Here is a 19,800-nt window from a genome sequence, read left to right on the forward strand (position 1 = left end):
CGGATGTGACTCCGGGGTTACGGGCGGCTTCGGCCGCGGTGACGGAGACCGGCGACCCGGTGCGGACACGGGGCGGACCGGCCGGGAACGCGGCGCGGCGGCACGGGGCACGGCCCGCACGGCCGCGTCGCGGCAGCGAAGGAGAACGGCTCGACGCAACGGCCGCACGGTGGACGCCACGGAAGGCGCCGACCGGCGGCGGTACTACGTCACCGACAGGGTGTGGAGTGCATGCTCACAGCAGGCCCCTCACGATCAGGGTGCACGCCCGGCCACCGGCCGGCCCACTGCTCTTTGGCCGGTGCCACGCGCCACCGGGCCTAATTAACGGGTAGCCACCCGCTTCCTGTCAACGCGACCGCCCTCGCGCCGACCCCCGGTACCACGCCGACCGGCGCCGCCGCACAAGGCGACGACGCCGGTCGGAACGGGCCCGGCCCACCGGCCGGAACGGGTCAGCGCACCCGCTCACACCCGATCACCAGATAGTCCATGCTGCCCTCCCGGTAGCCCTCCAGGAACGGCTTCTCCACACCGGTACGCCGCTCCGAATGGTCACGCAGCTCCCAGTAGGGGATCGCCTCGGCGGTGTGCCGCCCGACGTGGAACGGCACCAGCCCGTTGGCCGCCATCGCATCGAAATACGTGCCGCGCCGGTGCATCCGGCTCACATAGTGCTCGTCGATCCGGCGGGAGGCGTCAGAGCGGTCCGCGACCGTCTCGTTGCGGCACCAGGTGACGCAGACGTACCGGCCGCCCGGCCGCAGCAGCCGCGCGAACTCCGCGAACAGATCGTGCAGATCGACGTACATCGTCGTCTCGTTGCTGACGATGAAGTCGAACGTCTCGTCGGCGAACGGCGTCTGGAGCATGTTCGCGAAGTGGAACTGCACCCGGTCGTCCCAGCCGCGCTCCTTGGCGACGCGCTCCGCGAACGCGATGTGGTGGGCGCAGAAGTTTACGCCGTCCATCCGGCAGCCGAACCGCTCGGCGACCATGAACGAGGTGCCGCCGCGGCCCGATCCGGCGTCCATCCCGCGGGCCCCGGCCGGGACGTCGCCGAGCGCGTCGAGGATCAGCTCCGTCTCGGCGTTCTCCATACGGTGCATCTCCCGCAGGATCAGCGCCTCCCGCTGCTCGGGCGGCGCCGCGAGCACGGCCGGGTCGTAGTCGCCGATGCCGTAGTGGTGGTGGTACAGCCCGTCTTCGGCGCCGAGGAGGAGATTGATGTCGTCGGTGGTCTTGGTGTCCCAGTAGCCCTGGAGCTGCTGCTCGTAGGCGTTGCGGACGACCGGGTGGGATGCGCCGATGTTCTCTTCGACGGTGCTGGTCATGAGGGTCCTTTGCAGGGTGACGGTGGCGTCCGGCACGGCGGTGCCGTACGGCGGACGGTGAGGTGACGGCCCGGTGGCGTGCGCCGTCCGCCCGCCCCGGGCCGGAGCGGCGGGCGCACGGCGGGTCAGCGGGAGCGGCCCGGCAGGGCGGGCGCCGTGTGCGGCAGCCGCGACAGGACACGCGCCGCCGCCAACTCCGCGGAGCGCACCGCCCCTTCACTGCTCGGGCGGAGCATCAGCCAGTCGCCGGCGTACTCGACGGGCGCGGCGTCGCGGGCGAGGAAGGCGTCGCGGTGCGCCAGCGCCCGCGGTGTGGCCTCCGGGATGCCGTGCGGCCAGCGGTGGACGAACGTACGGAGCGTGGCCGCGCGCAGCTCCGGCAGATAGCGGGCGGCGGCGTCCCCGATTCGGGCCAGGATCTCGCCCTCGGGCGCGTCGATCAGCTCCCGGGCCGCCTCGGGTGCCGCCATCAGCGACACCAGCCCACGGCCCGCCGGGGCCCGGCCGCAGCCCTTGTTGTGCTCCAGCATCAGGCCGGACAGATCCGGCTCCGTGGCCGCGGGCAGCAGCACGGCGTACGCCGATGCGCCCCCGCGCGGCGCCAGCGGCCGGTCGAGCGTGTAACTCACCTTCAGACGCGGGACGTAGCCGCAGGCGGCGAGGTACGGTACCGCCGCCTCGGGCGCGTTGACGTGCAGCCGCAGCGCCACCGGCGCCGGGACGCAGAGCAGCACCGCGCGGGCGGTGAGCGTGCCCGCGGACGTGACCACCCGCGCATGGCCCGCGGCCGTGAGCACCTCGTGGACGGCGCAGCCGGTGGTGACGTCCACCGTGCGCGCCAGCCGGCGGGCGAGGGTGTCCATGCCGTCGGTGTAGCTGCGCCAGCGGGCGGTGGAGCCGCAGGCCAGCATGTTGGTGACGAAGGGAGCGGCCGCCGAGCGGGCGGTGTCCCAGCCGAAGAAGCAGCCGGCGACCGGCTGGAACAGGAAGTCGTGCAGCTCGGAACGGTAGCCCCGGGCGTACTCCGCCAGCGTCAGGGTGCCCAGCGGGGTGCGCTCCGGAAGATCCGGGTCATAGGCGGCCCGGCGGCGGCCCTCCGTCGCCATGAAGCGGGCGAGCGAGGCGCGGCCGCGGAGCGAGAGACCGCCGCCGCTGAGCAGGGCGCGCGGTGCGCCGACATGGCCGTGCACCCGGCCGTCGCGCCAGGTGGCGACGGGATGCGGGATCCGCGTGGTCTCCGCCGGGCCGAGCCCCGTACGGCGGATGAGCCGCCAGGTCGCGTCGTATCCGGCGACGGACAGCATCTCGGCGCCGGTGTCCATGGCGTAACCGTCCGCCCGGTGGGTGCGCATCCGCCCGCCGACGGCGTCGGCCGCCTCCAGCACCGTGACCGAACGGCCCGCCCGCCGCAGCGTGTCCGCGGCCGCCAGCCCCGATATCCCCGCACCGACGACCACGACGTCGTGGGCGGTGCTCACACCCCACCGCCGGCCGCCGCGGCGAGCAGCACATTGGTGACGACCAGCGCCACGACCGAGACGCGGTGGGTGTACGTGCCGAGCTTGCGCGCCGTCAGGATCCGGCCGCGGACCACGCCCGTCACGAACTGGGTGGCGCGCAGCGCGACGACCGGGAGCATCGCCAGCGGGAACCACCACGGGGCCAGGCCGGTGAGCGTCGCCGCCGCGATCAGCACGCTCTCCACGGCGGAGACCGCGCCGATGAAGACCTTGTTGCCGCGCTCGGTGGTCAGCACGGCCACCGTCGGACGGCCCACCGCGGCGTCGCCGGCCCGGTCGTTGGTGTTGGAGTAGACGCCGAACAGCAGCGGCCCCAGACCGAACAGCGTGCCCTGGACCAGCGCGAAACCGGTGACCTGCCCGGCGAGCAGCCCGTACGGCGCCACCACCAGGCCGAGGCCCAGCGCGACCATGAAGATCTCCTGCCAGCCGTGGTAGCTGAGCTTCAGGCCGTAGGAGTACTGCACCGAGGTGACCAGGCACAGCGCGGCGGTCGCCACCGCCCACCACGGGGCGTGCGGGGCGAGCGCGACGGCCGCGCCCCACAGCAGCACGCATCCGGCGGCCGTGGCCCAGCCGAAGCGGATCGCCTCCCGTTCGGTGAGCGTCCCGGCCAGCAGGGGCTTGCGGCGGAGCTTGCGCAGCGGTGCGTCGGGGCCGTAGTTGGCCGCGTCGCTGCCGTCGCGCAACCCGGTCACGTCGTCGAACGTGGTCATCGCGGCGACGAGGCAGAGCATGCCGAGGCCGAAGAGTGCGAGCACCGCCAAGGTGGTGGAGTCGGCGCGCAGCGGGGCGGCCAGCAGACTCCAGGCGACGGCGAGGCTGAGGTAGTAGTCGAAAATGTCGAGTTTGGCCAGTCTGCAATAGGCAGCGAATTTCCCCGAGGAGACGGGTGGCGCAATCGCTACGGCGCCATGGGAATCGTGGGTCACAGAACTCTCCGTGGTCACGGCAGACCTCGAAATCGGTCTGCCGAATATCAATCGGAAGTGACGGTATGAGACGTCCCGAACCCACTGAGGGGCCAGTTGTGCATGTTCATCAGATCAGGTGATCGCTTTCAAGGCATGGCTTCGAACGGGCCGCGCTGCCCGGATCGCCCACCGATGCGCCAGGCGATCCTCTACTGCCAGCTCAGAACGTTTCTCCAGCCCATCTGTCCAGATCTGCGCCAGTGGCGGGAATCGGGCACCGATGTCACTCGTACGGATCGTCCTTGCTCCATCCGGTGCATACGTCGGCCGGGCTGGGACATTCTTGGATTGCACGAAGCGCCGTGAGAGCGGTGGGTTTCCCAGAGGGGTCGTGCATATCCACGGCTCTGTTCCTTGCGTCCGTCATGCCTGCGGCGCAAGTGGTCCGCGTCATTCTTCCGCGGCCGCATTTCCGACGTCCTTCGTCGCTCATTTCGCCCGTCATTCATTCCTCAAGGAGTGTCATGTCCAACAAGGACCTGCAGCAGTCACGCCTCCAGCAGCGCTTCGCCCTGTACGACACGGACAACGACGGCCAGATCAGCCGCGCGGATCTGGAGAACGAGGCGCGCCGCATCGTCGAGGCGTTCGGCGAGTCGGCCGACTCGCCCCGCGCCCAGCTGCTGCTGCACGCCTACCCGATGCTCTTCGACTACCTCGCGGAGAAGGCCGGCGCCGGCGACACGCTGACGAAGGACCAGTTCCTCCAGGTCGCCGAGGAGCAGGTGCTCGCCGAGGGGCCCGCCGGGTTCGCGCGCGTCCTGCAGCCCAGCATCCACGCCATGGTGCACCTCGCCGACACCGACGGCGACGGCCAGATCAGCCCGCCCGAGTTCGCGAAGTGGCTGCAGGCCATCAACGCCGACACCGACGCCGACGCCGCCTTCCAGGCCGTCGACGCCGACGGTGACGGCCAGCTCTCCGTCCAGGAGATCGTCCACGCGGTCGGCCGCTACCACGCCGGTGAGCTGGACGCTCCGCTGCTCGGCGCCTGACCCTGGTGTTCCCAGCCCGCGGTGCGGTCCGGTCCTTCCGGCCCGCACTGCGCGTGGGCCGGACCGGTCCACGGACGGCACGGATGCGGGCGGCGCTTCTCCTGTCGGCCCTGGCCCAGGGCGTTCCGGGCGCGTGGGCGCTCTTCCTGCCCCACAGCTTCTTCCGGAACTTCCCGCTGCCGGGCCGCCGGTGGGTGGCCGTGTTCGCCCCGTACAACGAACACCTGGTCCGGGACTTCGGCTCGCTCGTGGTGGCGCTGGCGGCGGTGCTGCTCTGCGCCGCCCGTGCGCCGCGGCCGCCCCTCGTCCGGGCCGCCGCACTGGCACAGCTCGTCTTCTCCGTGCCGCACCTTCTTTTCCATCTGCACCATCTGGCGATGTTCTCGCCCGCCGACGTCGTCGCTCAGCTGATCACGCTGGTGCTGCCCGTCGTCGTCGCGTTCTACCTCCTGTGGGCCGCGGCCCGCGGCGGGGGCGCCCACGGCACCGCCGTACACGCCCCCGCGCCCTACCCATGACCCTCTCTTGAGAAGGACCCCCAATAATGACCAACGACATTCAGGCGGAGCGACTCCAGCGCCGGTTCGAGCTGTGGGACCGGGACGGCGACGGCCGTATCGACCGCAGCGACTGGGACGAGGAGGCCCAGCGCATCCTCCGCGCCTTCGACACCGCCCCGTCCTCCGACCGCGGTGCGGCCGTGCTGACCGCCTACCTCGGTATGTGGGACTACCTCGCCGGTCACGCCGGGATCGAGGAGGGCGGCTCGCTCGGCCTCGACCAGTTCCGTGAGCTGGCCGGCCGCCAGGTCCTCGACCGCGGCCCGCAGGGCTTCGACGAGGTGCTGCGCCCGACCATCAGCTCCATCGTCGGGCTCTGCGACACCGACGGCGACGGCCAGGTCGACCCCAAGGAGTTCCGCTCCTGGATCCGTGCGATCGGCAGCCCCGAGGAGACCGCGGAGACCGCGTTCGAGGCCATCGACGCCGACGGCGACGGCAAGCTGACCGTCGAGGAGCTCGTCCAGGCCGTGCACAAGTACCACGCGGGCGAACTCGACGTCGCCCTGCTGTGACCCGCCCCGGGCCCCGCACCCCGCCGACGGGTGCGGGGCCCGGCCCTTTCCCGTCACCGGCCCGCCCCGCCGGTACCGACTCCGAGGACCCATGGACCACCACACCGCAACCGGCCGCACCGGGGCGCCCGCCGCCCCGCCCCGCCCGGTGCCCTTCTTCACCCACGCCCGCTCCTTCGAGGAACGCTGGCCCGCCGTCCGCGACCGCCTCACCGAGGTGGCCGACGACGGCAAGTTCTCCCACGGCAGCCAGGTCGGCCGCTTCGAGCAGGCGCTGGCCGCCTGGACCGGCGCCCGCTTCGCCGTCGGCGTCAACAGCGGCACCGACGCCCTCGTCCTCGCCCTGCGTGCCATGGGAGTGCGCCCCGGCGACGAGGTCGTCGTCCCCGCCTTCAGCTTCATGGCCACCGCCTCCGCCGTCGCCCTCGCCGGTGGCACGCCCGTCTTCGCCGACATCGACCCCGTCGGCTACGGCCTCGACCCGGCCGCCGCGGACGCCGCCGTCACCGCGCGCACCCGGACGCTGATGCCGGTGCACCTCTTCTGCCAGATGGCCGACATGGGCGGCCTGACCCGGGTCGCCGAACGCCACGGTCTGACCGTCCTGGAGGACAGCGCCGAGGCCATCGGGATGCGCTGGGGCGGCGTCCACGCCGGGCTCCTGGGCGTCGGCGGGGTGCTCTCCTTCTTCCCCACCAAGACCCTCGGCGCGCTCGGCGACGCCGGGGCCTTCCTCACCGACGACCCGCAACTCGCCGAAACCGTCGCGGCGTTGCGCCACCACGGACGCCACGGCCGCACCCTCGGCCACTTCCCGGGCATCAACCGCCCCACCGACCTCATCGGCGTCAACAGCAAGATGGACGACCTCCAGGCCGCCGTCCTCCTCGGCAAACTCCCGGCCCTCGCCGAGGACATCCGCCGCCGCGCCGCCCTCGCCGCCGCCTACACCGAACGGCTCCGCGACGTCCCCGGCGTGCTCCGCCTGCCCACCCTCGTGGCGCACGAGGTCCCCACCGAGCCGGTCTTCTACGTCTACCTGATCGAGGTGGAGCGCCGCGACGCCCTCGTCGCGTACCTCGCCGAGCACGGCGTCGGCACCGAGACGTACTACCCCGTCCCGCTCCACCGCCAGCCCTGCTTCGCCCACCTCGGGTACCGCCGGGGGCAGTTCCCGCACGCGGAACGGGCCTGCGAGCGGACCCTCGCGCTGCCCCTCTACCCGGACCTCGGCACCGACGACGTCGACCGGGTCTGTGACCTCATCCGCCGCTTCGCCACCGGGAGGGCCGCCCGTTGATCCCGTTCTTCCCGCCGGACCTCTTCGAGGAGGACCGCGAGGTCCTCATCGACCTGGTCCACGAGATCGGCACCACGCCCGACCAGAAGTTCATCCTCGGCACCCGCACCGCCGCGTTCGAGGAGGCGCTGCGTACCCGGTACGGCACGGGCGACGTCATCGCCTGCTCCAGCGGCACCTCCGCCCTCACCCTCGTCCTGCGGGCCATGGACATCGGCCCCGGCGACGAGGTGGTCGTCCCCGCCTACGGCTGCGCACCGCTCGCCAACACCGTCGCCGGGCTCGGCGCCACCCCGGTCTTCGCCGACATCGACCCCTGGACGATGGTGGCCGACCCCCAGGCGATGGACGACGCGGTCACCGCCCGCACCAAGGCGCTGATGCCCGCCCACATGTTCTCCGTGATGGCCGACATGCCGGCGCTGCGCAAGATCGCCGACGACCGCGGGGTCCGCCTCGTCGAGGACTCCGCCGTCGCCCAGGGCGGCGCCCTCGACGGCCGCCCCGCGGGCACCTGGGGCGACGCCGGGGTCTTCTCGTTCGTCCAGGTCAAGACGTTCGGCACGGCGGGGGAGGGCGGCGCCGTCCTCACCTCGGACCCGGCGCTCGGCCGCACCGTACGGGCGCTGCGCAACCACGGTCAGGAAGGCCCGCGCTTCGTCCACCAACGCCTGGGCCTCAACAGCCGTTTCGACGAGGTCCTCGCCGCCTTCCAGCTCCACCGGCTGCCCGGACTCGCCGCCCGCCTCGAACGCCGGGCCCGGATCGCCGCGTACTACACCGAGCGGTTCACCCCGCTGCGGGACGCCGGGATCCTGCCCCCGCCGCCCGGGCGCAACGGCCGCTGCTACTACGTCTACTCGCTCCTCGCCGAGCGGCGTGACGCGCTCCGCGACCACCTCGCCGAGCGCGGCGTGGCCTCGCACGTCTACTACCCGCAGGCGCTGCCCCGGCAGCCGGCCTTCGCCCCGTACGCCCCGGCCGGGCGGCGCTGGCCGCACGCCGAGCGCGCCGCGGCCCGGCAACTCGCCCTGCCCGTCTACCCGCATCTCACGGACGCGCAGGTCGAGCACGTCGCCGACGCCGTCTGCGCCTTCGCCACGGAAGGGGCCCGCCGATGACGCCCCCGCACGACCGCTATGTCTTCGCCACCGCCTTCGCCCGTGAGGAGGAACGTCTCGCCCTGGGGGAGTCGCTCTGGGACACGGGCACCCGGGAGCGGCTCGCGGCCACCGGCGTCGGGCCCGGCTGGTCCTGTCTGGAGATCGGCGCCGGACGCGGCTCCGTCGCCGCCTGGCTCGCCGGCCGGGTCGGCCCGACCGGCGAGGTGGTCGCCGCCGACCTCGACACCGAGCGCCTGAAGTGGCTCACCGGCCACGGAGTCACCGTCCACCGCCACGACGTCGTCGCCGACGAACTCCCCGAGGCCCGCTTCGACCTCATCCACGCCCGCCTCGTCCTCCAGCACGTCGGCGACCGGCAGCAGGCCGTGGACCGTCTCCACCGCGCCCTCAAGCCCGGCGGCCACCTCGTCCTGGAGGACACCGACACCGCCTCCCTCTTCAGCCACCCCGCACAGAACGACTTCCTGAGCGACGTCAAACGCGCCGCCTACGACGTGATGTGCGCCTCCGGCTACCACCCGCGCTGCGGGCTGCTCGACGTCCAACTCGCCACCGACGCCGGGCTGGTGGACATCGTCGCGGAAGGGCGCTCCGCAGTGGTGCGCGGCGGCGGCGACGCGGCGCGCTGGTTCGCGCTCTGGCTGGAGCACCTGGCACCCGCGATGCTCGCCCGCGGCGCGGTCACCGAGGAGCGCCTCGCCCGCGCCCAGGTGGAGCTGACCGACCCCGCCCACTGCTGGCTCTCCCAGGTGATGGTCACCGTCCACGGGCGGCGACCCGCCTCCGACTCCCCCGGAAAGGGGCGTACGGCACCGTGAAACCCCCCGCCCTCGGCACCCTCTTCGACCTGCTGGCCGACCGCGGCAGCCGCACCGCCGTGCACCTGAGCCGCCCCTTCGACCTGGCGCCGGACGGCCCGACGGAGTACGGCATCGAGCAGATCGCCGACCTGGTGCGGCAGACCGCCGCGCGGCTGGCCGCCTCCGGCGTCCGGGCCGGCGACCGGGTGGCCGTCGTCAAACCCAACCACTGGGACACCGTCCTGCTGGCCTGCGCCGCCTCCCGCCTCGGCGCCGTCCCGGCGCTGCTCTCCCCGCGGTTGCGCGGCGACGCCCTGTGCGACCTGCTGCGACGGCTCGACCCTGCACTGCTGGTGACCTCGGCCAGCACCCTCACCGCCCGCCCCGGCACCGACCTCACCGCGCACGCCGCGCGCACCCTCGTCGTCGGCGGCGTCCCGTACGACGGGCCCGCCGCCGGGGAGGTCCTGACGCCCGCCGACGTCGACGGACACGACGTCCCGCCGGTGGTCTCGCGCGCGATCGACGACACCGTGGTCATCCACCACACCTCCGGGACGACCGGGCTGCCGAAGCTCGTGGAGCACTCGACCCGGACGATCGTCCACCGCCTCGCCCACTTCGAGTGCAACCGGGTGCCGGTGCTCTCCAGCCGCCGCTCCGACACGGTGGCCACCGCCGATCCGTTCACCCACGGCCGGGCGGTGCCCTGGACGATCAGCGTGCTGCACCTGGAGCCGCGCGCGGTCGTCCTCCTCGCCGACCACGACCCGCGGACGGCGGAACAGACGCTGCTGCGTACCCCGCCCACCACGCTGGAGGCGTCCCCGGCCACCTTCGTCACCTGGCGCGATCTGGCCGCCCGCCGCAGCGCCGCCCTCCAGGACGTCCGGCTCTACGTCTCCACCTTCGACGCCGTCCACCCGCCGACCGTCCGCAGCTTCCTGGCGGCCTCCGGGCACCGGCAGCCGCGCTGGCTCCAGGGCTGGGGCCAGACCGAGACCGGCCCGCTGACGTTCCGGATGCTGACCCGCAAGTCCCTGGAGCAGACCGGGGAACGCCACCCCACCACCCGTGACCTGGGACGGCCGGTGCCCGGACGGACCCGGCTGCGGGTGGTGGATCCGCAGACCCTGCGCCCGGTGGGACGGGGCCGGCCCGGGCTGGTCCTCGCCCGTACCAAGGCGCGGTGCGTGGGATACGTCGGCGAGCAGGACCGCTGGGCGGCCAAGGCCGACGGGCGGTGGTGGAACACCGGTGACATCGGGGTGCTCACCCGCTCGGGGAGCCTGATCCTCACCGACCGGGAGGTCGACACCGTTCCCGGTGCGAGCTGTGTGGAGCTGGAGGACGTGATCGAGGACCGGCTCTCCGAGGTCGTCGAATGCACCGTCCTGGGCGTGCCGGGCCCGGAGTTGCTGCCGGTGCTGGTGACCGCCGACGGCACGCTCGACCCCGAGGCATGGTCCGTGGCGGTACGCGATCTGCCCGCGATGGCGGAGCCGTTGGTGCGGGAGTGGGACGAGGTCCCGCGCACCGAGACCGGCAAGGTGCGCCGTCTGGAACTGCGCCGTCTGGTACGGCCGCGGGCCGCCGAACCGCTGGGTACCGGCCGGTGGACATGACGCCGGCCTGATACGTACGGCCCGCGGGCGCTTCCCGGACGATCACCGTCCGGGAAGCGCCCGCGGGCCGTACGGTCGCTCAGAGCGGTTGGGCGGTGGTGCCGCGGAGCCGGTCCCGGGTGTCGAGCAGCAGCGGTGACCAGCCGGGCAGTTCGTCGACGGGGATCACCCGGTGGTCCTGGAGCAGGATGGTCAGATCCGCCGTGGCCGCGGCCCGGCGCAGCTCCGGCTCGGCGGGAACGGCCGTGCCACCGGGGGACCAGCCGTCGGCGAGCGGATCGTGGTAGGTCACCCGGGCCCCGGCCTCGTCCAGCAGCCGGGCGAGCGGTGCGGCGGGCGTGGACCGCAGATCGCGGCTGTCGCGCTTGTACGTCACACCGACGAGCAGGACGCGGGAGCCCGCCAGCTCCTTGCCGACGCCGCTCAGGAGCTGCCCGGCGCGGCGCACGACATGGGACGGCATGGCGGAATTGATCTGCTGGGCCAGCTCGACGAGCGGCAGCGGGGAGCCGATCTCCCGTGCCCAGTGCGTCAGATAGGCGGGGTCGACGGGAATGCAGTGGCCGCCCACGCCGGGGCCGGGGCGGAATTCCTGGAAACCGAAGGGTTTGCTGCCGGCGCAGTCGATGACATCGGCGACATCGATTCCCCAGGAGCGGGCGGTCACCGCGATTTCGTTGACCAGGGCGATATTGACGCTGCGGTAGACGTTCTCCAGCAATTTGGACAGTTCCGCCTCACGCGTGGAACGGGCCCGGACCACGCGGTCGCACAACCGCCGGAAGAAAGCGAGGGCGGCATCCGTACAGGCGGGGGTGTAACCGCCGACCACGCGTGGGGTGTTCCGGACGCCGAAGGTGGAATTTCCGGGGTCGATACGCTCGGGGGAGAAGGCGAGGGAGAAATCCGGGCCGGCGGTGAGACCGGAGGACTCTTCGAGAATCGCGCGGACCGGTCCGTCCGTGGTGCCGGGAAAGGAGGTGGATTCCAGAATGACGAGGGTGCCCGGCTTCAGATGGGCACCCAGCGCCCGTGCCGCGTCCTTCACATGGGTCAGATCCGGCCCGCCCGCACCGTCCAGCGGCGTGGGGACGCAGAGGACGGCGACGGATGCCTCGGCCAGCACTCCGGGGTCGGTGGTGGCGTGGAAGCCGGCGGCACGCATGGCCGTGACCTCGGCTTCCGTGACGTCCGGCAGTGGTGAGCGGTCGGCTTCCAGCGTCGCCGTCACGGCCGGATTCGTGTCCATCCCGGTGACCTGCATTCCCGCGGCGCACGCCTCGCGCGCCAGTGGGAGCCCCGTGTAACCGAGACCGATCACGGCCAGTCTTTCCACCATCTCTCCTTACGCTGCGATTTTCGTACGGACTTTCGTACGATCCCCCGATTTTCGGCTCAACCTTAAATGAGTCGAATCGCTCGAAGGGGGCAGTGAGAGAGGGTTCACCCAGATTGGTGAAAGTGCTCAGTCTCGTTCGCGGTCACTCTCAAGTCGGCCGACGATGGTCGCCGTTCGGCACAGGTGATCGCGCTCTGTCGAATGTGATCAATTGTTTTCCCGGGGGAGGGGGAGAACGTGGCCGAGAGGTAACGTGACGGCTCGCCGCGGAGTGACAACACGTTTTCCTTTCCGTCGGATGATTCGGCATGGATACGGGTCACCCGCCCTCCCGCCGGATGCCCGCACCGTACGGATCCCGGCGGAAAATCCGCCGGAAAAAAGGACGGCGGACCGCGCATACCAGGAGAACGGCGCCCACCGGAAAAGGGAACGGTCCCCGGTCCGGGGCGCCCGGAACACACGAAGGAGGCACATCCACCGTGCTGCGCACCCTGCTCGTCGGGCTCGGCAGGTCGGGAACGGGGCTCCATCTGCCGGTCCTGCTGCGCGCCCGCGGAGCCGAGCCCGGGCTCTTCGCCGCGGAGCCGGTCGTGGGCGTGGACCCGGGCCGGACGTCCGCCGACGCCCCCGACGGTCTCACCGTCGCCGCCGGCCTCCGCGACGCCCGCCGCCTCCTCGACCCGGACACCACCGTCGTCCACCTCTGCACCCCGCCCGCCGTCCGCGACGGGGTGCTGGAAGAGGCCGCGGCCCTCGGCTTCCGCCGCCTCGTCGTGGAGAAACCCCTGGCCGCCGACCGCGCCGCGCTCCACCGGGTGCGGGCCGCCGTCGACCGTCACCAACTGGACGTCACCGTCGTCGCGCCCTGGCTGCACAGCGCGCTGACCGACCGCCTCGCCGCACTCCTCGGCGACGGATCGCTCGGCGCCGTCCGGCACATCGGCGTCACCCAGCACAAACCCCGCTTCCGCCGCTCCCTGACCGCACCCGGCCACACCAACGCCTTCGAGGTCGAGGTCCCGCACGCCGTCGGGGTGCTGCTGCGGCTGCTGGGGGACGCCCACGCCGCCGACGCCTCCTGGAGCGACGTCCGCCTCGGCGACGCCGTCGCCCCCCGCCTGGGCACCGCCCGGCTGCGGCTCGCCCACGCCACCGGCGGCCACAGCGAGGTGTACTCCGACCTCACCTCGCCCGTCCGCCGCCGCCGCATCGTCATCGAGACCGACCGCGCCCGCCTGACCGGCGACTACCCGGTCAGCGAGGACGACGACGTCGCCCAGCTCCTGATCGAGCGCCGGCCCGGCGGCGGCCCCACGACTGTCACCCGGGAGCTGCTCCCCGACGACGCCCTCACCCGCTGCCTGGTCCGCGCCTACCGTCACGCCGCGGGCCGCACCGCCCCGGACGACCCGGCGCTCCCCGGCGGGCCGGGCGAGCTCGGCCTCCACATCCGCACCGTCGAACTCCTCGACGACGCCCGGCGGCTGGCCGCCACGGCCTTGCCGCCCCACCCCCGTACCACCGACCGGAAAGAGGTGGCCGGTCATGCCGGCTGAGTCCGTCCGACACACCCTCCACCCGCAGCCGGGCCCGGGCACCGGATGGGCCGCGCCCGGCATCCGCTACGCGGGCATCGGCGACGAGGCGGCGTCCGACGCCGAGGGGCAGCTCGCCGCCGTGCACGGCCTCGGCTGGGGCGCCGTCGAACTCCGCTCCGTCGACGGCGTCGCGCTCGCCGATCTGACACCCGGTGCGTTCGAGGCACTCGCCGGACGCCTCGCCGCCACCGGCACCGATGTCGTCTGCGTCGACTCCCGGATCGCCAACTGGAGCCGCCCGGCCACCGATCCGTTCGAGCAGGACCTCGCCGAACTGCGCACTCTCGCCGCCCGCTGCGCCACCCTCGGCACCCGCCACGTCCGCGTGATGTCCTACCCCGACGGCGGACTCCCCGAGGACGAGTGGCGCAGCCGGGTCCTCGACCGGATGGCCACCCTCACCCGCCTCGCCGAGGACCACGGCCTCGTGCTGCTGCACGAGAACTGCCACGGCTGGGCCGGCACCCGCGCCGACCGGATGCTCGCCCTCCTCGACCATGTCGGCGGCCCGGCGCTGCGGCTCCTGTTCGACATCGGCAACGGCGTCCCGCACGGCTACGACGCCCCCGCGCTGCTCGACGCCGTCATCGACCACGTCGCCCACGTCCACGTCAAGGACGCGGCGGCCGGGCCGGACGGCGACGTCGTCTACACCCTCCCCGGCCACGGGCAGTCCGGCGTCGCCGCCTGCCTCACCGCCCTGGCCCGCCGCGGCTGGCAGGGCACCTGGTCGATCGAACCGCACACCCGGCTGCGCCCGCACGACGGCACGGACCACCGTGAGCTGGACGGCATCGCCGCGTTCACCGCGTACGGGCGGGCCCTGGAGCGTCTGGTGGAGCGTGAGGTCCGTCCCGCGGCGGCCGCGGCGGAGCGCGGTGGCCGCCCGTGACCGGACACCCGGCCCGCCTCGGCCCCGCCGACCGCGACCTGCTGCTCCGCCTCCTCGACACCCCCACCGCCGGACCGCTGGAGAACGGCGGCGACACCACCGGCGTCCGCCTGTGGGACGCCGGACGCGCCTACGCCGCGGCCGCCGCCCCGCTCGGCCTGGCCACCGTGCGCCATGCCGCGCCCGATCCGGTCGAACTCGACCTGGACGACGTGCCGTTGACCGTCCGCGAGGCCGCCGCCGGACGCCCCGACTTCCTCGCCTGCCAGCCCTCGCTCGTCCTGCGGCTGGGGCCGCCGCTGCCGCGGGCGGACACCGTGATGTTCAACGTCCATCTCGACACCGTCGGCGGCTGGTGGCCCGCCACCTTCGACGGCACCCGCTTCCACGGCCGCGGTGCCATCGACGCCAAGGGCCCGGCCGTCGCCCTGCTCGCCGGGATCCGCGCGGCCATGGCCCGCGACCCCGCCGTCGGCACCGACACCGCCGTGCTCGTCCAGGCGGTCGCGGGCGAGGAGGGCGGCGCCATGGGCACCTACGGCACCCGGCCGCTCGTCCGCGAGGGGCTGACCGGCGCCCTCAACCTCTTCTGCGAACCGACCCGGCACCGCTATCTGCCGCGCGCCACCGCCGCGATGACCGCCTGCATCCAGGTCGACGGCGCCGACGCGGTCGACGACTGCCCGGCCGCCGGGCACAACGCCACCGCGCTCCTCGGCCACCTCGCCCACCACCTCGCCACCGTGCTGCCCGGCCGGGTGCCCGGCGCGGGCGTCTGCGTCGCCGGGCTCCACACCGGCGACCGCCACAACAAGGTCTACGGCACCGGCCGCCTGCTGCTGAACCTCTCCTACGGCAACCGTGCCACCGCCCGCGCCGCCGAGGCCGCACTGCACACGGCCGTACGGGAAGGGATCGCGGCCTTCCGGGCCTCGGCCGCCGCCGAACCCACCCTCGCCCGCACCGTCGAGGACGCCGCGGCCCTCACCTCCGTCCGCTGGCACAAACGCGGTCTGCCGGCCCTGGACAGCCGCGCCGCCTGGGCCGACGACCTGCTGACGGAAGATGCCGGACTCACCCGCTGGCCGGACTCCGAACCGGCCTTCACCTGCGACGCCATCTGGATGGCCGACCTCCCCGACACCTGCACCGCCGTCCTCGGCCCCGGCGACCTCGGCGCCAACCGCGCCCATGCCGACGGGGAGTTCGCCGACCTCGCCGATCTGGACCGCTACGCCGAGGAGGTCGCCCGTGTCCTGACCGCCTTCGCCGCCCGGCGGCGCGCCCACCCCACCGCGCCCCGCTGACCGTCCCGCCCACACCGAGAGGAACCCCACCGATGTCCCCGACCCCCGCCGCACCGGCCACCGGCCGCGCCCCGGACACCGCCGAGGAGCGCGCCGCCGAGGTCCGCGTCCCGTACGGCCCGCTGCTCACCTTCGCCACCGAGGTGCTGCGCGCCCGCGGCCTGCCCGAGGAGCGCGCCGCCACCGCGGCCCGGGCCCTCTGCCACGGTGACCTCACCGGCTTCACCACCCACGGCCTGACCAACCTCGCCCGGCTCTACCTCCCGCTCCTCGACTCCGGGCGCTGCGACCCGCACGCCGAACCGGAGACCGTCACCGACACCGGCGCCGCCGTCCTGCTCGACGCGCACCGCGGCCTCGGGCTGTGGGCCGCCGCCGAGGCGATGGACCTCGCCGCCGAGCGGGCCCGTACCCACGGCATCGGCATGGTGTCGGTCCGCGGCGGCACCCACTTCGGCTGCGCCGGATTCCATGCGCTGCGCGCCGTCGAGCACGGCATGATCGGCCTGGCCACCGCCAACTGCGGCCACCAGCGCCTCGTCCCGCCGCCCGGTGGCACCGCCCCGATGCTCGGCACCAACCCGCTCGCCCTCGCCGCCCCGGCCGGCGACCACCCGCCGTTCACCCTCGACATGAGCACCACCGTCGTCCCCACCGGCCGGATCCGCGCGGCCGCCCGGGCCGGTGAAACGATCCCGCCGGGCTGGCTCACCGACGCCGACGGCGCGCCCGTCACCGACCCCGCGGCGTACGACCGCGGTGAGGCCCGGCTGCAGTGGCTGGGCGGCGACCCGGAACACGGCGCCCACAAGGGCTTCGGGCTCGGGCTGCTGGTCGAGGTGTTGTCCGCGCTGGTCTCCGGCTCCGGGGTGGGCCCGCAGCCCGCCGCCGGGAAGGTGCCGACCGCCCGGCCCGACGACGACGTCGGCTACTTCCTGCTCGCCGTCGCCCCGGCCGCGCTGCGCTCCCCGGCCGACATCGCCACCACCGCCACCGGCCTCTTCGGCGCCCTGCTGGCCTGCCCGCCGCTCGACCCCGACGACCCCGTCCGCTACCCGGGCTGGCACGAACAGCGCCGCACCCGCGAACGCACCGCCCACGGCGTCCCGCTGGCCCCCGCGCTCCACGCCGAACTCCGCGCCGTCGCGGACGCCACCGGTCTGGCGTTCCCCGCCGCCGTCCCCGCCGGAGGCGCCGTATGACACCGCTGCGTATCGGCATCATCGGCCTCGGCGTCATCTCCCGCTTCTACCTCGCCGCCCTCGACCGTTCCCCGGAGGCGGACCTCGTCGCGGTCTGCGATCCGGACACCGTCACCCACCGCGGTCTGCCGCCGCACATTGCCCGCCACACCGACCACCGGGCGTTGCTGGCCGCCGCCGACGTGGACGCCGTCGTCGTCAACGTCCCCAACGACCTGCACTTCCCCGTCTGCCGCGATGCGCTCGCCGCCGGGCGCTCCGTCTGTGTGGAGAAGCCGCTCGCCAACAGCGTCGCGGACGCCCGACGCCTGGTCACCCTGGCACGGGAGCACGGCGCGGTGCTCTTCACCTCCTTCCACCGCCGCTACAACACCGAAGTCCTCGCGCTCCGCGACCGGTTGCCGCGCGGTGTGCCGGTCACCTCGCTGACGGTGCGGTACGAGGAGCTGATCGAGGCGCACGCCGGGCGGGACCGCTGGTACCTCGACCCGGCGCGCTGCGGCGGAGGCTGCCTCGCCGACAACGGGCCCAACGCCCTCGACACCGCCCGCCTCCTCCTCGGCGACGTCCATGTCACCGGCGCCGACCTGCGCCTCGACGCCCACGGTGTGGACCGCTCGGCGCAGATCCTGCTGGCGACGCCCGCCGGGACCGCCGTCCGGATCGTGCTGGACTGGTCGTACCCGGGGGAGCGGAAGACCGTCGAGGTGCAGCTCGCGGACGGGCGCACCGACCGCGCCGACATGCTCGCCGGACACCCGGAGTTCAAGGGCTCGCTCTGGCACGAGTACGAGGGCGTGCTGCGGGAGTTCACCCGGTCCGTCCGCGCCGGGGTGAGCGGCGGCCCGACGGCGCCGGACGGTCTGGCCACGGCGGAACTCGTCGCCGACGCCTACGCCCGCGGCGCCCGGCAGGAGGCCCGCTCATGAACCCGGCGGAGGACGGCGGCAAGCGGGCGGTGCACGGACGGCTGGTGAAGGTCCTCACGCACCGCCGCGACGACCGCGGGATGACTCTGGAACCGTTCGCCTCCCGCTGTGTGCGGGCGGGCGAGGTCCATGAGCTGGTCACCACCGACCACACCGGTACCGCCGCCGAGGGACCGGTGGACCGGGTGGGGTTCCTGGGTTTCGTGGAGCTGGAGTGCGCCGGGGTCCTCGACCGCGGTGACACCGTCTGGGCCGGTGGCCGCCGCATCGGCACCGTCCTCGGCTTCGACGCCTGCCACTTCCCCAACCACTACAACATCCTGCTCACCGCGCCGGTCCCGCGCACCGGCCCCGAGCTGGGGCTCGCGCCGGAGACGGAGATCCGTTTCACGCAGTGACGGGGCGGGCGGGGCGCGGGCCCGGCAGGTGTCCCGCGCACCGCCCGCGGCAGCCGTCAGGGCACGTGCCGCACCGTCTGCCACAGTGGGGCGCCATGACGGCGACGGAAGCGACGGATGCGGGTGTGGACGAGGCCGAGGCGCTGGCGGCGGACGCCCTGCGCTGGTTGCTCGGCTGCGCACGGGAGACCGGGGACCACGCTCTCGCCTGGGCCGCCACGCCCTCCGGCGAAGAGACCGACCCCACGTTCTACTCCGGTACGGCCGGCGTCATCGCCGTACTCCTGGAAGCTTGGCGGCACTTCGGCGACGACCGGTACGGCGACGCCGCCGTGCGCGCCGCCCGCAGTGTGTCCGCCGCGGTCGAGCACGAGGAGAACAGCTCCCTCTACTTCGGCCTGACCGGTATGGCGCTCGTCCTGCGGGCGGTCCACGACGAACTCGGGGCTCCGGACGCGGGAGCGGGGCGCGCCCTGGACCTGGTGCGGGCACGGTTCGACGGCACGCGCTGGGGCGACTGGTGCGATCTGATGGGCGGTAACGCCGGGATCGGCCTCGGGGCGCTGGAGTTGGGGGAGACGGACCTGGCCGTTCTCGCGATGGAGCCCTATCTGCGCACGGCGGAGCGGACGCCGGCGGGCGTGCACTGGGAGGCGGAACGGGGCCGGGGATCACGGTTCCACCACCTCTCGCACGGCACGCTCGGGATCGTCCACGGGCTGGCCCGGGTCGGCAGCGCCGTCGGCCGGGAGGATCTGGTCGAGCTGGCACGGGCCGGTGCCGCGGATGTCGTGGCGCGGAACGAGGCAGGTCCGGCCGGTTTTCTCGTCCCGCACTCCGATCCGCAGGACCATCCGGATCTCACCCCACGCCACAGCTACGGCTGGTGCCACGGACCCTCCGGCGACGCCCAGGTCTTCCGGCTGCTCGGGGACGTCCTCGGCGAACCCCGGTGGCACGCCCTCGCCGACAGGTGCTGGTACACCGTGACCCGGTCGGGACTGCCACGCCGGCTGCGGCCCGGGTTCTGGGACAACAGCGGGCGGTGCTGCGGTACGGCCGGGGTCCTGGCGCTGGCCTGCGACCGCCTCGTCGAACGGGACGACCGCCCCGGCTTCGCCCACCGCCTCGTCGCGGACCTTCTCTCCCGCGCCACCCGCGACGCCGACGGAACGCGCTGGTGCCACCTCGACCACCGGGCCACCCCGGGCCTCCTCCCGCCGCACACCGGCTGGGGGTCGGGCAACGCCGGGATCGTGCGCGAGCTCCTCCGCCACGTGCGGATTCGGCGCGGTGGCGACCCCACGTACGCGCTCGCCTGGCCGGACCAGCCACCGCCGGTACGGACCGCGCCGAGGGACGTGGGGTAGCCCCGCGGTCGCCGT

At 73.7% G+C, this 19,800-nt stretch carries 18 protein-coding genes; 14 read left to right on the forward strand and 4 right to left on the reverse strand.

Annotation, left to right across the window (positions count from 1 at the left end; translation table 11 throughout):
• Positions 1 to 455 precede the first annotated feature (455 nt).
• From ACZ4U4_RS26215 to ACZ4U4_RS26225, 3 genes are all read right to left on the reverse strand, one after another.
• The gene (locus ACZ4U4_RS26215; protein ID WP_467878945.1) at positions 456 to 1,334 is read right to left on the reverse strand and encodes an SAM-dependent methyltransferase; all 879 of its coding nucleotides are present in this window, start codon (positions 1,332 to 1,334) and stop codon (positions 456 to 458) included.
• Positions 1,335 to 1,459: 125 nt separating this feature from the next.
• Entirely contained in the window at positions 1,460 to 2,812 is a 1,353-nt protein-coding gene (locus ACZ4U4_RS26220) for a protoporphyrinogen/coproporphyrinogen oxidase (RefSeq protein ID WP_467878947.1), read from the reverse strand.
• Positions 2,809 to 3,786 carry a UbiA family prenyltransferase gene (locus ACZ4U4_RS26225; RefSeq protein ID WP_467878949.1) on the reverse strand — a complete coding sequence of 326 codons (978 nt, stop codon included), beginning with the start codon at positions 3,784 to 3,786 and terminating at the stop codon, positions 2,809 to 2,811. The genes ACZ4U4_RS26220 and ACZ4U4_RS26225 overlap by 4 nt, the downstream gene beginning before the upstream one ends.
• A 506-nt stretch (positions 3,787 to 4,292) precedes the next feature.
• Between ACZ4U4_RS26225 and ACZ4U4_RS26230 the strand changes: the two genes are divergently transcribed.
• The 7 genes from ACZ4U4_RS26230 to ACZ4U4_RS26260 all read left to right on the forward strand — a co-directional run bounded on the left by ACZ4U4_RS26230 (position 4,293) and on the right by ACZ4U4_RS26260 (position 10,747).
• Positions 4,293 to 4,823, forward strand: a complete 531-nt coding sequence (locus tag ACZ4U4_RS26230) for an EF-hand domain-containing protein (RefSeq protein ID WP_467878951.1) — start codon at positions 4,293 to 4,295, stop codon at positions 4,821 to 4,823.
• An 83-nt stretch (positions 4,824 to 4,906) separates the two neighbouring features.
• Positions 4,907 to 5,341 (forward strand): hypothetical protein, encoded by a 435-nt coding sequence (locus tag ACZ4U4_RS26235; protein ID WP_467878953.1) that lies wholly within the window; start codon positions 4,907 to 4,909, stop codon positions 5,339 to 5,341.
• Between the two features lie 26 nt (positions 5,342 to 5,367).
• On the forward strand, positions 5,368 to 5,898 hold the full coding sequence (locus ACZ4U4_RS26240; RefSeq protein WP_467878955.1) for an EF-hand domain-containing protein: 531 nt from the start codon (positions 5,368 to 5,370) through the stop codon (positions 5,896 to 5,898).
• A gap of 91 nt (positions 5,899 to 5,989) precedes the next feature.
• Positions 5,990 to 7,198, forward strand: a complete 1,209-nt coding sequence (locus ACZ4U4_RS26245; protein WP_467878957.1) for a DegT/DnrJ/EryC1/StrS family aminotransferase — start codon at positions 5,990 to 5,992, stop codon at positions 7,196 to 7,198.
• Positions 7,195 to 8,319 (forward strand): DegT/DnrJ/EryC1/StrS family aminotransferase, encoded by a 1,125-nt coding sequence (locus ACZ4U4_RS26250; protein ID WP_467878960.1) that lies wholly within the window; start codon positions 7,195 to 7,197, stop codon positions 8,317 to 8,319. Before ACZ4U4_RS26245 ends, ACZ4U4_RS26250 begins: the two co-directional genes overlap by 4 nt.
• Positions 8,316 to 9,140, forward strand: a complete 825-nt coding sequence (locus ACZ4U4_RS26255) for a methyltransferase domain-containing protein (protein ID WP_467878963.1) — start codon at positions 8,316 to 8,318, stop codon at positions 9,138 to 9,140. The genes ACZ4U4_RS26250 and ACZ4U4_RS26255 overlap by 4 nt, the downstream gene beginning before the upstream one ends.
• On the forward strand, positions 9,137 to 10,747 hold the full coding sequence (locus ACZ4U4_RS26260) for a class I adenylate-forming enzyme family protein (RefSeq protein ID WP_467878965.1): 1,611 nt from the start codon (positions 9,137 to 9,139) through the stop codon (positions 10,745 to 10,747). The genes ACZ4U4_RS26255 and ACZ4U4_RS26260 overlap by 4 nt, the downstream gene beginning before the upstream one ends.
• A gap of 79 nt (positions 10,748 to 10,826) precedes the next feature.
• Here ACZ4U4_RS26260 and ACZ4U4_RS26265 read toward each other — a convergent pair whose 3' ends face one another.
• Entirely contained in the window at positions 10,827 to 12,086 is a 1,260-nt protein-coding gene (locus tag ACZ4U4_RS26265; RefSeq protein ID WP_467878967.1) for a nucleotide sugar dehydrogenase, read from the reverse strand.
• A 482-nt stretch (positions 12,087 to 12,568) separates the two neighbouring features.
• On the opposite strand from ACZ4U4_RS26265, the gene ACZ4U4_RS26270 reads away from it, so the two are divergent.
• The 7 genes from ACZ4U4_RS26270 (at position 12,569) to ACZ4U4_RS26300 (ending at position 19,785) form a co-directional block, all read left to right on the forward strand.
• Positions 12,569 to 13,645, forward strand: coding sequence for a Gfo/Idh/MocA family oxidoreductase (locus ACZ4U4_RS26270; RefSeq protein WP_467878969.1), 1,077 nt, complete (start codon positions 12,569 to 12,571; stop codon positions 13,643 to 13,645).
• Positions 13,635 to 14,579, forward strand: coding sequence for a sugar phosphate isomerase/epimerase family protein (locus ACZ4U4_RS26275; RefSeq protein WP_467878972.1), 945 nt, complete (start codon positions 13,635 to 13,637; stop codon positions 14,577 to 14,579). Before ACZ4U4_RS26270 ends, ACZ4U4_RS26275 begins: the two co-directional genes overlap by 11 nt.
• A complete protein-coding gene (locus tag ACZ4U4_RS26280) occupies positions 14,576 to 15,886 on the forward strand; it encodes a M20/M25/M40 family metallo-hydrolase (protein ID WP_467878974.1) in 1,311 nt (436 codons plus the stop codon). Before ACZ4U4_RS26275 ends, ACZ4U4_RS26280 begins: the two co-directional genes overlap by 4 nt.
• Before the next feature lie 32 nt (positions 15,887 to 15,918).
• On the forward strand, positions 15,919 to 17,088 hold the full coding sequence (locus ACZ4U4_RS26285; RefSeq protein WP_467878976.1) for an Ldh family oxidoreductase: 1,170 nt from the start codon (positions 15,919 to 15,921) through the stop codon (positions 17,086 to 17,088).
• Entirely contained in the window at positions 17,085 to 18,017 is a 933-nt protein-coding gene (locus ACZ4U4_RS26290) for a Gfo/Idh/MocA family protein (protein WP_467878978.1), read from the forward strand. The genes ACZ4U4_RS26285 and ACZ4U4_RS26290 overlap by 4 nt, the downstream gene beginning before the upstream one ends.
• The gene (locus ACZ4U4_RS26295) at positions 18,014 to 18,415 is read left to right on the forward strand and encodes a DUF6917 domain-containing protein (RefSeq protein ID WP_467878980.1); all 402 of its coding nucleotides are present in this window, start codon (positions 18,014 to 18,016) and stop codon (positions 18,413 to 18,415) included. Before ACZ4U4_RS26290 ends, ACZ4U4_RS26295 begins: the two co-directional genes overlap by 4 nt.
• A 95-nt stretch (positions 18,416 to 18,510) precedes the next feature.
• Positions 18,511 to 19,785 carry a lanthionine synthetase LanC family protein gene (locus ACZ4U4_RS26300; protein WP_467878983.1) on the forward strand — a complete coding sequence of 425 codons (1,275 nt, stop codon included), beginning with the start codon at positions 18,511 to 18,513 and terminating at the stop codon, positions 19,783 to 19,785.
• Positions 19,786 to 19,800: the final 15 nt, after the last annotated feature.

This window comes from Streptomyces sp. NPDC029159 (assembly GCF_055564055.1).